The 16,491-nt window shown below is 40.2% G+C and carries 16 protein-coding genes; 1 reads left to right on the forward strand and 15 read right to left on the reverse strand.

The genetic code is table 11. The features are described from left to right. Window positions 1–5: 5 nt before the first annotated feature. From AC2TDL_RS04630 to AC2TDL_RS04700, 15 genes are all read right to left on the reverse strand, one after another. Window positions 6–491: a hypothetical protein gene (locus tag AC2TDL_RS04630; RefSeq protein ID WP_484699016.1), complete on the reverse strand. Its 486-nt coding sequence runs from the start codon at window positions 489–491 to the stop codon at window positions 6–8. A 43-nt stretch (window positions 492–534) separates the two neighbouring features. After that, window positions 535–957 carry a hypothetical protein gene (locus AC2TDL_RS04635; protein WP_484699017.1) on the reverse strand — a complete coding sequence of 141 codons (423 nt, stop codon included), beginning with the start codon at window positions 955–957 and terminating at the stop codon, window positions 535–537. Then, entirely contained in the window at window positions 954–1,100 is a 147-nt protein-coding gene (locus AC2TDL_RS04640) for a hypothetical protein (RefSeq protein WP_484699018.1), read from the reverse strand. Before AC2TDL_RS04640 ends, AC2TDL_RS04635 begins: the two co-directional genes overlap by 4 nt. 113 nt (window positions 1,101–1,213) lie before the next feature. After that, on the reverse strand, window positions 1,214–1,363 hold the full coding sequence (locus tag AC2TDL_RS04645) for a hypothetical protein (RefSeq protein WP_484699019.1): 150 nt from the start codon (window positions 1,361–1,363) through the stop codon (window positions 1,214–1,216). A gap of 41 nt (window positions 1,364–1,404) precedes the next feature. Further along, complete coding sequence (locus tag AC2TDL_RS04650) at window positions 1,405–2,298, reverse strand: hypothetical protein (protein ID WP_484699020.1); 894 nt, start codon at window positions 2,296–2,298, stop codon at window positions 1,405–1,407. A gap of 43 nt (window positions 2,299–2,341) precedes the next feature. After that, on the reverse strand, window positions 2,342–3,289 hold the full coding sequence (locus AC2TDL_RS04655) for a type II secretion system F family protein (RefSeq protein WP_484699021.1): 948 nt from the start codon (window positions 3,287–3,289) through the stop codon (window positions 2,342–2,344). Next, window positions 3,279–4,640, reverse strand: coding sequence for an ATPase, T2SS/T4P/T4SS family (locus AC2TDL_RS04660; protein ID WP_484699022.1), 1,362 nt, complete (start codon window positions 4,638–4,640; stop codon window positions 3,279–3,281). Before AC2TDL_RS04660 ends, AC2TDL_RS04655 begins: the two co-directional genes overlap by 11 nt. A gap of 28 nt (window positions 4,641–4,668) precedes the next feature. Next, on the reverse strand, window positions 4,669–5,517 hold the full coding sequence (locus tag AC2TDL_RS04665; RefSeq protein ID WP_484699023.1) for a CpaE/TadZ family protein: 849 nt from the start codon (window positions 5,515–5,517) through the stop codon (window positions 4,669–4,671). After that, a complete protein-coding gene (locus AC2TDL_RS04670) occupies window positions 5,507–6,229 on the reverse strand; it encodes an SAF domain-containing protein (RefSeq protein ID WP_484699024.1) in 723 nt (240 codons plus the stop codon). The genes AC2TDL_RS04665 and AC2TDL_RS04670 overlap by 11 nt, the downstream gene beginning before the upstream one ends. Before the next feature lie 143 nt (window positions 6,230–6,372). Next, window positions 6,373–6,723 (reverse strand): type II toxin-antitoxin system PemK/MazF family toxin, encoded by a 351-nt coding sequence (locus AC2TDL_RS04675; protein WP_484699025.1) that lies wholly within the window; start codon window positions 6,721–6,723, stop codon window positions 6,373–6,375. A 3-nt stretch (window positions 6,724–6,726) separates the two neighbouring features. Next, window positions 6,727–7,008 (reverse strand): CopG family ribbon-helix-helix protein, encoded by a 282-nt coding sequence (locus AC2TDL_RS04680; RefSeq protein ID WP_484699026.1) that lies wholly within the window; start codon window positions 7,006–7,008, stop codon window positions 6,727–6,729. Window positions 7,009–7,265: 257 nt separating this feature from the next. After that, window positions 7,266–8,441 (reverse strand): alanine racemase, encoded by a 1,176-nt coding sequence (gene alr / locus AC2TDL_RS04685; protein ID WP_484699027.1) that lies wholly within the window; start codon window positions 8,439–8,441, stop codon window positions 7,266–7,268. A gap of 220 nt (window positions 8,442–8,661) precedes the next feature. Then, window positions 8,662–9,897 (reverse strand): DUF4367 domain-containing protein, encoded by a 1,236-nt coding sequence (locus AC2TDL_RS04690; protein ID WP_484699028.1) that lies wholly within the window; start codon window positions 9,895–9,897, stop codon window positions 8,662–8,664. Between the two features lie 180 nt (window positions 9,898–10,077). Next, the gene (locus AC2TDL_RS04695; RefSeq protein ID WP_484699029.1) at window positions 10,078–11,427 is read right to left on the reverse strand and encodes a DUF4179 domain-containing protein; all 1,350 of its coding nucleotides are present in this window, start codon (window positions 11,425–11,427) and stop codon (window positions 10,078–10,080) included. Next, window positions 11,420–11,974 (reverse strand): RNA polymerase sigma factor, encoded by a 555-nt coding sequence (locus AC2TDL_RS04700; RefSeq protein WP_484699030.1) that lies wholly within the window; start codon window positions 11,972–11,974, stop codon window positions 11,420–11,422. The genes AC2TDL_RS04695 and AC2TDL_RS04700 overlap by 8 nt, the downstream gene beginning before the upstream one ends. A gap of 509 nt (window positions 11,975–12,483) precedes the next feature. On the opposite strand from AC2TDL_RS04700, the gene AC2TDL_RS04705 reads away from it, so the two are divergent. After that, complete coding sequence (locus tag AC2TDL_RS04705; protein ID WP_484699031.1) at window positions 12,484–16,410, forward strand: sialidase domain-containing protein; 3,927 nt, start codon at window positions 12,484–12,486, stop codon at window positions 16,408–16,410. Window positions 16,411–16,491: the final 81 nt, after the last annotated feature.

A 16,491-nucleotide genomic window follows, 5' to 3' on the forward strand; every position in this document is an offset into this window, starting at 1 on the left:
TAAATTTATAGTGGTATTAGTTGAGCGCTTCCCACTATATCCCATTCTACAAGATTATGACTAGAAAATATACTAGGATATGATACATGTAAAACTATAATTACTGCAGGGGAGTAAAATACGGTTTGGAAGGAGTACTGGCTTAGCTCATAAGAATGGGGATAATCTAATGCAGCATTCAATACTTCAAAATAAACGATTTCAACCGGCTTACGAATAAACGAACGTTCTGTAGGATTACCTAATTCATCCAAATTAAGATTACGATAAATATATTGCTCAGCTTGCTGTCTGGCAGCTGCACTGTCAATCTGAAATATTCCATCTGCGAGTAAAGCTTGATCAAGCTGCAGGGCAGCCGCATGCGCACCTCGATTAACCGCCTGTTTCGCTTTATAGTAGGTTTTCATGGATAACTCCTGATCTATCCCGCTGCCATAGAAGGTAAGCCATATGATCATCATTAGCGGTACAATTAACAGCTTGTACATGTTTTCCTCCTAAACTGATAAGGCTAACTTCGAATAGCAGCCGTTACCATTCATGATACTCACTCATTTGCACACCATATGCTGAAATATATTGCTTATCTGGCGCTCCTATACCGATAAGTGCATCAATTGCAAATAAATTTTCCATTGGATAGCTAATGTGCAGTTCAATCCCTTCCCCGCGCGGCACAGGAGGTGCAGCAATAACAGCCTGACCAAGCGTGCTTTTAGCCTTATATTGCACAAGATGAGGATTAAGTCCAAAGCTTGCAAGGCGAGTGCGGGACTGTTCGATTAAGCTAGCAGGAATATAACCGTACTGTCCGCTCGTACTAACCTCTAATAAATAATCAACTTCCTGCTGTAACAGTGCTTGCCGCAAAATATATAAATGTTTATATACAGGGGCAAACATAATCCAGCATAAAAGCGAAGCTAGCATAATAAAGGCAAGTAACTGCTTCATGCATCAATGCCTCGCACATAATCAGTTACAGCTTCCTGTGCATGTTTCTGCCCTAGCTTTAAACCTGTTTCTCCATCAACAACAGCCATATAGATAGCTAACAGGCAAATTAGTAAAGCAACAGCGATTAATAATTGCTGCATGTTATCACAACCTTAAATTTATTGAGCTAATTTCTGTGAATAAGTCATTTTGAAAAAATATTATTCAGATGTGAATTGAGGAAATTGTGGATTTTATTGTGAATAAGAAGCTTCTATGGATTAATATTACCAATTTGTGTATTAGCTGATGCTCCTTTAGACTGGATTTGTGCTCTTGTGCCAGTTCCATCTTGTGCAATAATTGAGTTAAACAGCAATACAACGACAACAAGCAGCATAACTGTCATTAAAATATTTTTCATCGAACTCACCTCCTTTCAAGTCATAGATATTGAGACGAAAATTAGTTCATCATCGACATTAATTTATTCACCTCCTGAACCCACGGATACAAAAACACTTGAAACGTATATAAAATTGGTATGCCTGCGATAATGAATAACACATAGGAGGTTGTTTCCTTACGGCTTGCTTTAGCAAGTTCTAGCCTTTCCTTATAATCGCGTAAATGGGCACGTAATAGCTCATAAAAGCTGCTGTCGTGCTGCTGACGAAGCGCTGCGATTGTCTCAACAAAGCTAACCCCTTCCGGAGTCCCAATTTTTCGTTTGAATGTCTGTAAAGCTGCTGCTGGGTCATGATACCATTCTGCGAGAAGCGTCTCCATATCTTTGCGTAACAGCCTGCTATAAGGTAAACAACGGCGGAGCTTAGAATGAATATGCAAATTGGAATCCTCAAAATAAAGTAACTGATGACTTATTACATAAATTTCAGAGGTTATCGCTACCGCACGAATTTCTCGATATAACTTTAGCCAGTACACATCCCAAAATAATACAAGTAAGCAGACTAGCACTAGCGAGCTTATTCCTATCACCCATACATTTATCTTCCAAACTCCATAACTCATTCCAAGCATAAGCATCACAAACAGTAAGCTGCTTAGGATAATTAATAAACGACGATAAAAGGAATAAGTTAATACTGAAATCTCCCAGCCACAGCTTGCCAGCAATATCGCACGCTCATCCTCTAATAATTTATCCCGCTTTAATAACAGCAAGGCGAGTAGCTTGGCAGAAGGTTCATGCTGCCGCCATCCCCACAATCGCTGGTACCATTGTGAAGGGCGGAATCGTTTCGTAGTTGACAGTAACGAAATAAGCATATAAAGCGCCAGCATAATAAATATCCATTCTCCAATAAGGATGGCATAATCTAACCACATATACACAACCTTTCACTCCCTTTAAATGATTGCTCTGTTTTGAAGCACGCTATAGCTTTCTGCGTGATAAATACAATCCCATTAAAAATGATAAAAAGATCATAACCATCATATGGAGTAACATCTGGCGACCTTGAACATCGTAAAAATAGTAATAAAGCGATTGCTCTCGATTGTAGTAAATATTTATCCCGACAAATAAAGCAAGAAATAGCAGCGGAGTAAAATTGGCAATTCGAATTTCTAACAGACGATGACGTTCCTGCTCATTAGCAGCTCTGGCAGCTCGCATATCTGCAATTAGTTCACGAAGGCTGCTGCTTATGCTAACTCCCTCATTCATCGCAACATTTAGCATTTGTACGAAATAGTCGGCCCATATATGTCCTAAAGCATGACTGAATAGTTGTAAACTTTCCTCATCAGACTCTAACACCGATAAATTGCGATATAGCTGCTCAAATACTCGCTTCATGACGCCTGTCATCATCTTTTCATCAATTAACCGTGCCAGTGCAACCTTTACTTGTCGTTCTCCTGTAATTAAATAACACTGATAAAACGCCTCTAGCGCTGGCAGAAAATCAATTTGTGCTTCCATTCGTCTCTGTACAAGCATCAAGCGTAAAATTAAATAAGGCAATAAAGCTAGCATCCCGCCAAGCAGCAGCATTCCTTGAACTGTAGTAAATATCCAATAACCAAGTAGCATCCCACCTAGTCCGAGTGAAAGCAATAGCATAAACAACTGATCAGCTCTAATCGGCAAATGCAAAGTATGTATTAGCTGAGCTAGATGCTTCCTAATTCCATCCAATAGCTTACTAGCTTTGCCGCCTTTGGCATTTGCTATTTGCTTCGAGCTTGCTAGACCTTGTTTTAAGCGATTATGCAACGTATTGCGCTCGACAATTGATTGCAATATCCAATCTGTGACCATATACAGAAGTAAAAAAATGAAGCACAGTAAGATGAGCAAATATGTATTAATTGGCATCTTTAATTCCTCCATAATGTTGTGGAAAACAACGACGCAGTTCAGCCCAATTCATACGCCACTCATCCTTTTGTTCATCGTATGTAGCCCAATCTGTTACAACAACTTGATCATTCTCCCAGCCAATTCGTGCAATTCGTGAAATGACTCTTCTGCCATTCAAATATTTCAGTTGAATGCCAACCTCGGTAACATATAAGGCAATTCGTTTTGCTAAACGGTGAGGATCCATTGCTCGTCCATCAAGCATGCACATATCAACGATTGCATCTGGAATATCCTCTAATTCATTGGCATGAACGGTTGTCATACTGCCGCGATGTCCTCGGGTACAGGCTCGAACATAAATATTAGCATCATCATCGCGGATTTCCGCATGAATAATTCGTTGAGGAGATTGGCGCAAAGCCAACTTGAACGCTTGCTTAGAGCTGTGTAAATAGTCATCTTCATTAATTTCATATTCAACAACATTACGTTCAGGATAATCTCTGCTAATCATCAGCTCATAGCGTCCTTCGATTGTTATTAAGCGTTCCGTTGCTGGCAGCTCGGCAATTAAAGCTTTGAGTAAGTTCGTTTTCCCCGTATTCGTTTGACCGATTAAGACGAGATTGTATCGAGCGGAAAGAATGTAATGGAGTAATTGAAGAATTTCAGGTGAGAACATGCGATAAGGCTCTGTTGCCAAAACATGCAGAGGAATATTGCGCAGCGTATAAAAGCGTATTGTAAGCGTCGGCAAAGCAGTATATCCATTCCCTGTTATCGTAACCCGTGAACCATCACGCAACATGACCTCTGCCCAACGCTTTTTCATATTATATTGATCATTGTTATATAAGACGAGATTTTGCTGAATTCGCTCAACATCCTTTAGGTTTTCAAAACGGTACGAGGATAATTTTAGCTCGCCTCGGACAACAGTAAATATTTGTGTACCAACGACTTGAATTTCCTCCAAACCTTCTGTTTCTGCAATAATAGCTTCAAGTACATGCAGGCCGACAATCTCTGCAAACACTGCTTCTGCTAAAGTCGCATATGGATGGTGATAACCATCGATCTCTTGAATATGCAGTTGAAGTAAACGGTCTGAGATTAAATGCAAAATATATCGCCTTGCTTCTCCGTATCCTAGCACCGCCTGATTCAACTTCTCACTATACTGTCTGCGCTCTTCTTCTGTATAGCCGCGCGGTGTCGCAAGATAGCCGCGCATCTCATGACATAACCTTTGAAATTGCTGGTAACCTTCATCCTCTTGAATACCATGTACACGCTCTTCATACTTGCGACGCTTAGCCATATAATCAAGCGCTGAAAACTTTTTATTTTGAAGATCATTCATTGATTTTTTTCACCTTCTTCTCTATAGCTTACTTTTGCTTGTACTTCACTGTTGTTACTAGTGATAATGGCCGAAGCAAGTTAATGCTTCTGTTATGTGGAATTGTTGTCCCTGATAGAGGAATAAGCTGAGCTGTAAAGCCGCTAAGCCACTTTTTCCCTTCCCTATGTTGCTTAAGCCATAACGCCAATTCTCCGCGATCTAATGCTTCATATAAAGTGGCTGGAAGCGATACTACTGGCAACGACTGTCCTGTAAGCCCAGTAAAGCAATGACGCGGATGATATAGTCCGCCTGGCTGCTTAATGACGCAACTATAGATAGCTTTGCTGTAAAGCTGAATATGTTCGCCTAATACGCCAATCCAGCTTAAGTAGTCATCTTGAAAATGGGATAATGCATTGGTGGTAGTAATTACAACGCTGTCTGACTCTACTAGAGCACTTATCGTCGCTGCATTGTCCCAATAGGCATTGACGTCAAGCAGCACATAGTCAAACATCTTGCCTGCTGTATGAATCAGTTCCGTCAACTCCTCTACCCCATAATATTCAGCCGTTTCACGATAACGATTGCCAAATAAAATATACAGCTCCTTTTTCTCATCGTAACGATACATGGCATGCTGGAGCACAGCTTGCTCAAAACTTCCATTGCGCAAATGAGGCAGCAGTTCATCCAAGCTTGCTCGCCGCTCACCAACCCCTAGGTAACGATGTAGCTTGGAAGATTTTAAGTTAAAGCAAATATAGGCAACCTTCTTATTTTGTCGTTCAGCAAGCCTGACTGCAGTCGTAAAAGCAATTAACGTTGTACCTATATTGGGAGTAGTTCCAATAAACGTAATAAGATGACTTTGTAGCTCCTTACTTATCATTAAACATCTGTCCCTTCACTGGAGTAGGCAATGAATGATAGGCGATCACAAGCTTATTATCTCCTCCGCGACAAACGGCATCTAACTCTAGCCACTGATTTTCCGTCAAATTAAGGTTAATATACTCAATCATCCCATTCGCTTGTCTCCGAGAAGCATACATATGCTCGGCATTCCCCCATACAATCGTATTCCGCTCAGCTTCCTCTGGAACATCCACCTCATTATTTGCTCCTGTTTTTACAGAGGCGACAACAATCGCATCCGTGAACAATCGCTGTGATAATCCATCAGGTGAAGATACATATATCCATACTTGGTCTCCTGCACGAATGCCATTACTTATCGATTTAATATATTCCTTAGGAATTTGGAATGTCGCCTCTCCTTCACGCGGATGTAAGGCATAAGTGTTTAATTTCCATTCTAAAATTGGTTCATTAACACCAAGCGGAATAACTGCCTCCTGCCCAATAATATCTTCCATGCGATAAATCATATCTTCTGTACTAAGCGAGACTGGAATAGATAACCATGTCAATTGCTCGGCTGTTATCGACTTTCCTGCATCTATCCAATTATTAGGAACAACAACATTTACGCGCTCCTCAGCTTGAACACGAGCTAATTGAACATAGTACAAACCATATACAGCTAAAGCTGAAAGTAATGCAGCAAGAGTAGATAGCAACATGCGTCTTCTGCTTATCATTGAAAAGCTTCACTCCTTAATCCATTGATAAAAAATAAGTAACAAAAAAACGCAACGCTTGCCTAATGGCAAAACGTTGCGTTCTTCACACGTTTACTTATTACTTTTCTTTATCATAGCAAAAAAAGAAAAAATTGTCTATTCTAAAAATCGATCAATCCAACACTAATTAACAAGGCATCGTCGACCTTTCTCATCGTCTCATCATCTAAATGTGTGATTTTATCAGTAAGACGCTGCTTGTCAATTGTGCGGATTTGCTCTAATAACACAACAGAATCTCGATCAAAGCCATGTCTGTCAGCATCCATTTCGACATGTGTAGGTAACTTTGCCTTCTGTATCTGGGCTGTAATTGCTGCGACGATTACCGTTGGACTGAATCGATTGCCAATATCATTTTGAATGACAAGTACAGGTCTTACTCCACCTTGCTCAGATCCGACCACTGGTGATAAATCCGCAAAAAAAACATCTCCGCGTTTTACGATCAATCGCTACACCCCGCTAACAAGACGACCTAAAGTATTGTCGGCTTCTTCCTCCGCTTGAAAAGCTTCCGAGGCAATATTCAAATTAATTCTTGCCATCTCCATATAACCACGCTGCATCTTCTCGCGAATTTGTCTCTTCTTTCTTTCGAGAAGATAGAGCTTCATTGCTTGGCGAATGAATTCACTGCGATTTGAATTTTCAGTTGCAACAATTCCATCGACTTCTTCCAGTAAATGGTCTGGTAAGCTAATCATGATTCGCTTTGTATTATGAATATTGGCCACAGAAATCGCACCTCCAAAACTTTTCCAACACTATACTACACATTATGACATAATCACATCTATTCTATACTTCAATATATATGAAGCAGATATATCTTGTATGCTATACGTTCATTATCATAAAGGAAATTACCAATAGACCGTTCTAATTTCCCACATTACTATTATATTACACTAAAATAGAAGGTTTAGGCTAGAACTAATTAATGGAAAAAACTTCCCAAGGTACCATGGAATGAATAGCTGCACTAATATCCTTACATCCCGTTACTAACAGCAATAACCTTGCCATTTTCAATATAGCGGCGAGGCACTCGGCTAGCAAGCATACAAGTTAGTTCATAATTGATTGTTCCAATTTTATCAGCAAGTTCTTCTGTCGTTATCACTTCATCACCTTGCTGACCAATTAAGATAACTTCTTGATCCAATAATTCAGAAAGCGAGCTTTGTCCTTTAAGCTTTTCTAGCGAAACCATGCATTGGTCCATACAAATTGTCCCTACTACAGGAATTCGTTGTCCTTGCAAAAGAACCTCTGCTTTTCCTGTAAGCATACGGCTGAACCCATCGGCATAACCAATTGGCAATGTTCCTATCCATTCATCTTCCCCTGTATAATAACGAGCGCCATAGCTTATCCCCCATTGTTGCGGAGTTTGCTTTGTATGAACAATTTTAGTTTTCAAACTAAGTACTGGTCGCAATTGAATATGTTCTTTGCTTACTTCTTCAGATGGATATAAGCCATACATGGCAATCCCTAAACGAACCATATCTCCACCCCACTGAGGTGTATCCATACTTCCTGCACTATTCGCAGCATGAATGATTGGAATATCCCAGCCTTGCGCTCGAACATACGATTCAATTTCATGGAAGCGTTGATATTGCAATTTCGTATAGGTTTTATCTGCTTCATCGGCCTTGGAGTAATGCGTAAAGATTCCTTCTACGTTCAAGCTGCGAAGTGCGCGAGCGCGCTTAATAAAATGAATTGCTTGTTCCGTGCCCAGCACACCTAATCTTCCCATGCCCGTATCAACCTTAATGTGCACCTTGAGTGGCTCATGTGTGTTAGACAGGTTGGCTGCCGCTGCCAGTTGATCCTCACGGTACAAGGCAATCGTCACGTCATGCTGTTGAGCAAGCTCAAGATGCTCCGGCGCAACAAAACCGAGCACTAAGATTGGCAAAGTGATGCCTTCTTTTCTAAGCTGCAGGGCTTCATCGAGAAAGGCAACGCCTAAATAATCTAATCCATACCGTTCAACTGCACGAGCAATTTCTACAACACCGTGACCGTACGCATTTGCTTTTACAGAAGCAAGAATCTTTGTTTCTGGTTTTAACTGTTTTCTTACCTGTTCTATATTATGATAAAGGGCATCAAGCGAAATATCTGCCCAGGTTGGTCGATAAAAGGTACTCAATTACTCCACCTACTTCGTTTATTGCTACTTTCCTCAATACGTCAATAGTAGTAATGTTACGCCTACTTACTCATAGTGTCAATGTTCGAAGCAAATATAGAAACAGGCTTGCTAAAAATGTATGCAAGCTCTCCTCCAAACATGCTACAGAGCTAAGCTAGCCGCTGTGCATTTCATTGAAGGAGAGCTTGCCAATATCCACTATAAACGGTGGTGTTGATTATTTAGAAACTTCTGCTTGTACCGATTGAGCAATTTTAATCATTTCAGATTCAGGCAAATTCGCGCTGCTCAAACGATACATATTGCCGTGATAAGTCCAGCTTAATGTCTGCACTTCATCACCAGTTGTAAGTAAGCCAATTGTATATCCTAGGTTTACCAGATCTCCAGATACTAAGGAGGTAGCAACATCTTTAGCAGCAGTTTGGATAAGCGTATAGCTGTATTCACCATCGTAACGAGTCATTAAACCTTTATTACCTGCATATTCGATGTCAGTGGAATCCTTCCAATTCACTCCAGTTGGTGTATAGGTTGGTTCCATTGCAACAAATTCTGTTTGCTTATGTTTGTCTGAGTCTGCTCCTGCTGTCGTTGGTTGCTCGCTATTAGGCACTACATTTTCTTGGTCTGCATGTTCGTTAGCTTCTTCCTCATCTGCAGGTGCTTGTGCATCATCTTGAGCATCGCCTGTCAATTGCTCATCATCTGAAGCATTTTGCACATTGTTTGCGCCTTCAGCGTCTGGCGCAAGGCTTTGTTCTTGTTCAGACGAAGACGGCTGAGAATCTGCAGCTCCCTCAGGTGCTGGTGCTGTTGCTCCAGCTTTCATATTTGCATCCGTTGAGAAAAAGTCTTCCTTGAAGCTTGGATTAAATTCAAAATTATTAAATTTAACATCAACTAACACCGTTGCATTGCTGTCACTTACTTCAACTTGCAACGGATGATAATCATCTTGACTTAACCAAATTTTTTGTCTTGCCAGTGACGCATTGTTATATTGTGCCATGACATCAAATACATACGCATCATCTGTCGTTGTAAATTGACGTGAGCCATCAAGTAAAATGCTTTGCACCAATGTTTGGTACAAGTATACTTGGCCTTGTCTTTGCGGCCAATCACTTTGGAAACGGAACACTTTATTTTGCTCAGGTGTAAGGACAAATACTCCTTCATCATTACGAAGCACAATTTGCGTAATATTTTTTTCTACATTCGTTAATCTAATGCGATAGGATTCTGGTTTTTGGTAAGCTACCTCAACTTGATATACTTGTGGCTGCTGTCCGTTATGAAGCGTCATCGTACCGCTTCCTTGATAACCCTCCATACTATTTAAAAATTTGTCCAAATCCTTCACCACGGATTCGGCGTCCTTCTTGCCGCAAGCAGATAACACTAGTGCAACACTTAGTATAATTGCCGCGATCCATGTCAAGCGACGCATTTAATCATCCCCTCCACAACTTGAATTTTTGCTGGCTGATACATACTTATGAGGGGACTTGACCAATTATGCGGACTGGCATGACAAGCAGGAGAAATTTTTTTATGGAAATATAAAGGCTGCCAAATTTAACAAGAAGAAAGGCGAGAACTTGAAGATGCTCACCTTTTTATAATATGTTCACAGCTCAATTTCAATTGCAATATCATAAGGTTTATTCCAATACATTCCACCGATCATCATCTTCTCAACCTGAATTGGTTGTTGCATTTGTTCTGCAACCGCAAAAAGCAGTGTTCGATGTTTATAAATATTACCGTCGGCATCTTTTTCCCAAGATTCCTTAAACGTTGAAATTAACTCATGTTCGCCTTGCTTAGAAATTAATCGGACATCGTTTAACTGCACATCGGCATTTGTAACGATATCGACTTCGATATGGTGTGACTTTTGTTCAATGCTCCGAATCGTCAATGTTTCTCCCGTAGTCGATAAAGCTGTTGTAACCTCCTCCGCGTATCCCGCAACCAACTTCGCAACATCAAGTTGTTGCTGCAGTTCAATATATCCTGTAAACTTCTCCACCCATATTGACAAAGCTGTAACCTCATTAGGAAGCGGAGCATAACGAAGCTCAAAGGTTTTACCGTTTATATCCGTTCTGACCCCGCTGCCTTCCGTCTCCAGCTTCTTCCCATCAGCAATCAAATGAATGCTTCCTAATTCATTTAACACGGATAAATAGGTCTCTGCCTTTAATTTGCCTTTAACAATCGTCTCTGTAGGGGTAGCAATAATTTCTTTGAATATAATTCTCCCCTCATCTACGTTAACCGTCTTATTCATTCGCTTCTTTAATGACGTTGGCATCGCTTGACTAGGATCATATGCGAGCTTCACTTCTCGATATTCACCCGTTTGCTCATCAATAGGCATATAATAATTCAATTTTAGTTTTTTTGCCCAAGGACTGACAGGCTTAAATGATTGGGTAACGATCATCTCCGTACCGTCTTCATTGACCGTACTTGTTCCATAAGTTTTCAGCGAATTTGTAAAAAAACCTTGAATATCCGTTACTCGAAACCGCTCCTTTATCACGGCTGGAACACCATTAGCATTTTTTAAGCGATAATAAAGAATAAATTGATTTTCATCCGATACTAACGCATCAATCATAAAGCTTGTTCCATCTTCCAGCTCAATAGCCTTATCTACCCGCTGACCTACTCCCGCTTCATGCAGTGCAGCAATATGTTCTGCAACAAGCTCATCATAACCAACAATCTTTTTCCCGTAATAGGCAAACGCATTGTAATTAAAGCTGCCTAACAACATTAACACAACAACGATGCTTGCGATACTTAAAGCTAATTTACGGATAACGATGTTCGGCAACATACGTATTTTTCGTTCTGGAACGGTTGCCAGTGATCTCCGTAAACGTTGTTCAAACTCGTCAGGCGGGAGACTGAACTGGGTTTGTTCTTTTAATTTGCGTAAATGCTCATCAATATTATGTCTATTCATGCCGTTCTCCCCTTTCTACCAACTTAAATAATTGCTTCTTCGCATAATGAAGCCGTGACTTAATCGTTCCTAACGGCATACCCATCACCTCTGCAATATGCTGCAGTTCCAGATCGTACCAATACTTTAACTTTATAATTTCTTGGGTATCCTGTGGCAGTTGCTTTATTGCTGCTTCGAGATCAATCTTCATATCTACTGCTGTCATCTGAGACTGACACGCTGAATCAGTCAATTCATTTCCGTTGTGAAGCTTATCATCCTCTCCGAATGCAACAGCTTCCCTAGCACGCTTTAACAACATTTTCTTGCAAATGTTCACTAATATCGTTTTACTCCAACTGTAAAATGAATCTGGCTTCTTTAAGTATCGAAGCTGCTCATAAACGACAAGCAGCATTTCTTCACAGGCATCCATCGCATCATGTTCATGGTATAAGAAGCTGTAAGCCAAGCCATAGTAATCTTGTTTTTGAGCCATAATTAATGTAATTAATGCTTCTTTATCACCTTTCATTGCTGCTCTTATTAATTTTTTAACCGCCATTTCTTCACCTGCAATTCTCGCTATGTAGTAGTAAGAGTTTTATCTTCGTTAAAAAGTTCAACAAAGTCCAAATAAATTTTTTATTCTATAAAACAAAACCCAGTACTCTGTGAGCTGTACCTCCAACTGTTAGATGGTTTAGGGTCACTTCACTGCTGCATAGAGTGCTGGGTGTTGCATTATTTAACATGTAAAGCATCAACCGAATGCGATTATAAACAAAATATTATATCAATTGTAAGTTCCTCGTTCAATGGTGTTATTTTGACCATCTATAAACATCATCATATGTTTTTTACTACTGCGCCTGATTCTATGACTTTTCAACTTCTTATGTATTATTATAACAACGAACCGAAGGTCCAGTTGATTACAGCAGCATGTGCGACTTTAAAGACAAATCCAACAACTTCAATTCTAAAAAAGGAGGCAATAGTAAAACGCATATTTGATGTACATGTTACGTTAATTTACGCAATGCATTACCGATATGCAAAGGAGGTTGTCCAATGAAAAAAATGACTGCATTGTTATTGTCAATCTTATTAATCATTACGCTGCTGCCTGTACCGATTAGTTCAGCAGATTCTGACTCAAGACTTGTACTTCGTGTGGAAAACCAATCCGTAAACGGCAGCAATTATATCGATCTTACAGATCATCTTGATGAATTGAAGTCACTAGACGAAGGCACGATTGTCATCAAATTTAGAGCTAATTCCATTTCTGATGTGATGTCTTTATTTTCACTTGGTGATAATACGCAGTTTGCTGTCCACTTCAACTTTTATATCCGCGCTTCATTAATTGGCAGTGAAAACCGTACAACGTCAACGATTAAAACTGCTGCCAACTATACGTTCCAAGCCAATAAAGATTATACAGTAGCAATGGTTTTAGATAAAAATGAAGGATACAAATATTATGTAAATGGGGTTTTAGTTGGAGAAAACACGACAGCTAATAGAGTTTTCCTCAGTAATATTCCTAATCCTAACAATGCTAGACTTGGTCACACTGATCGCTCTAGCGGCAATGAATATTATTTCAACGGAGATTATCATTTTGTTGAAATTTATAGTGAACCTTTAAGCGATGATGAACTAACCACACTTACACTCCCTGAAATTGGACCGAATGATCTAGTGCTTCGCGAAGAAAATATGCAAATCTATTCTAGCGGTTTTGTTAGTTTAACTGATCAATTAGATGAGTTAAAGCATCTGGATGAAGGAACGATTATTGCACGTTTTCGTCCAAAAACGACAAATTCCATCATGTCACTGTTCTCTTTAGGAAATAATACGATGCCAAATGGACATTTTCATGTATATATCAGCTCAACAGGCATAGGCTTTGAAAATCGGCGTCAAACAAACCCCAGTGATACTGTTAACACCAGTCTGTTAGCCCAGTATACATTTAAGCCAAATCAAGTCTATACGGTGGCAATGGTTGCAGATCAAGGTGCGGGTTATAAATTATTCGTGAATGGACAATTAGTAGCGAACAATACGACTCTGAATCGAGTATTTTTTAACAATATTTACGAGCCAAATAACGTTAAAATCGGTCATACTGAACGACCTGCTGGTCAAAATCAATATCCGTTCAACGGAGAAATTGATTTTGTAGAAGTTTATAACGTACCTTTGCCAGATGTACTAATTACGGCGATGACGAGTATTACCGATGCACCTGAAATTGTAAATCCGCTTCCAGAAGGTGCATTGCTTACTGAGCCACAAGATATTTTCTATCCTGGTTTGTACGGCTCTAATAACTATCGTATACCAGCTTTACTATACACATCCAGCGGAACGCTGCTGGCTGGCATTGACAAACGTATCCCTCATGGCGGAGATTCTCCAAACAATATTGATATGGCGATGCGCAGAAGCTTAGATAATGGGGAGACATGGGAACCAGATGAAATCTTAATTAATAACTACCCTGGAAGTGCATCTAATATCGACCAGCTTCTTCTTGAGGATGCAACAACGAAACGAATTTTCTCAATTGTTGACGGTTTTCCGCAAGGGTATGGATACCCGCAAGCTAGACAAGGAACAGGTTTTAAGAAAATTAACGGTATTCCCTACTTGGTATTACACCCCAAATCTGGTAACGATATTGATGCAACTGTTCAATATACCGTTAGAGAAGAGGGCATTGTTTATGATCCTGACGGGAATCCAACAGAATATACGTTAGATCAAAAACGCAATTTGTATCAGAACGGAGAATATGTAGATAATGTATTGCTTCCAAGTTCTCCGCTGCAAATGTACAAAACCATCTTCTTAGAGCTGTACTACAGTGATGATGAAGGCTTAACTTGGACTGGACCAATTGATTTGAATGGCATGGTTAAAGAGGATTGGATGTATTTCCTCGGTACTGGTCCGGGCAATGGCATTCAAATTAAAGAGGGTCCATATGCTGGTCGGTTAGTCGCTCCTGTCTATTTCACTAATGAAAACAAAAAGCAAGCAAGTGCAGTAATATATAGCGATGATAACGGTCAAACATGGCATCGCGGCGAGTCGCCTAACCACGGTCGTATCGTCGGCGATCAGGTGTATGATGAAAGAACGTTTAATGGAAACGAAATTACAGAATCACAAGTCGTTGAACTTCCAGGCGGTCAATTAAAACTGTTTATGCGTAACTACTCTGGATTTGCACAAATTGCTACGAGTAATGACGGCGGTCAAACATGGGATGACATTATTGTAACAGAGACTGCCCTTGTTGCACCGTACAGTCAAATGAGCGTTATTCGCTATAACGGTCAAATCGATGGAAAAGAAGCTGTAATCTTCTCTAGTGCAAACCATAGTTCTAATCGCGTGAATGGTACGGTACGGGTTGGCTTAATTGAACAAACAGGTACAGATTCCGAAGGCTATCCGATCTATTCCTTCGATTGGAAATATTCACAATTAGTTAAAGCTGGTCACTATGGTTATTCAAATTTACAAAATTTAGCTGACGGTGAAATCGGTTTGTTTTATGAGGGGACCTCAGATACCGTGATGAGCTTTATTAAATTCAACACAAAATTCCTAAAATGGACAGATCGTTACGGTCAACCGCCTGAACTTGGGTTGGACAGCTTTTACATTACCAATTCTATAGATCATACTTTTGCAGTGGGAGAAACGATTCAAATTGAAGCAAAATTTGATGATTACGCAATGTTATCTGGTAATCGCAGCTTAACTGGATCCATTAACGGCGCGCCCATTTCATTTAACCTTGTGAGTTCGTCTGCTGATGGAAAAACGCATCTATTTGAAGCGATTGTACCTGAATTAGAAAATGGCTCGTATACGTTAACTGCTGAATTCCATAGCGAACTTTCGATTTACAGCAAATATGGTGTGGAATATGGTATGTCTCCTAGTGAGGCACTAAATACAACGATTACGATTGGCGTAAAGGCGACACCAGAGCCGACGGATACGCCTGAGCCCACAGCTTCGCCTGAGCCTACAGCTTCACCTGAGCCTACAGCTTCACCTGAGCCGCCTGCATCGGAGCCGTACTGGTCAACTGCGACACTTGCAACAACCAATCGCACTGTAGCAGGTGGAACTATAACGATTCAAATTGGCGTAGACAATGTTAATCAACCATTTACTACGATTGACGTCGTGTTAGAATACGATCCTGCGAAAGTAAGCTTTGCAACAGTAACGAGTGAATCAGGCACTGTAAGTTTAGCAGAAGGTGTAATTCATTCATCCAGAACGGGGTTACAATTGCTTGGCAATGCAGTGAAAGAGGATCAAGGCTTAATACGAATTCTAGCAATAATGACTGATGAAGAAAATGATATAACAGGTGAATTATTCAATTTACAAGGACAAATCAAAGCTGGTGCACCATTGGGAGGAACAACGATAGCCATTACAAGTTTTGACGTTTCAAGATTAGGAGAATTAGGGACTGTTCAATATCAAGAAGCAACTGATGAAATCATTGTCGTAGATCAGCCTCCAGTAAATACTGATAAGGATGAATTAAACGAGAGGATTGGGCTGATAGAACAAATGCTTTTAACGATCATCGAAGGTACAAAGCTGGGTAAATATGAACTAGGAACAAGAGCAGAGTTGCAAGCAGCGATTCAAGCAGGCATATCCGTATACGAAGATGTATGGGCAACACAAGCTGAGATAGATGCGGCGGTTACTGCATTGAATGAGGCTATTGAACAAGCGAACAGCCGCTTTAACAGTTTCGTTGAAGGTCAAACAACGGTTACGATTCGTGATCTATCGATTATTGCTAGTTATCTTGGCACTACTTCTAGTGATCCAGCATGGTCACAAGTTGAGATGGCAGACTTATTTGATGAGCAAGTCATTACAATACGTTCACTGGCAGCAGCAGCTCAGATGATTCTTGATGAGTGGAGCAACAGCTAACATTAAGCAATTACCAGTATTATTGAGGCTTGCTTGAGAAGGCGCATCAGCGCCTTCTTTTATCAGAAAGGAGGTTTGGCT

The sequence above is a fragment of the Paenibacillus sp. plas6 genome, from assembly GCF_057221655.1.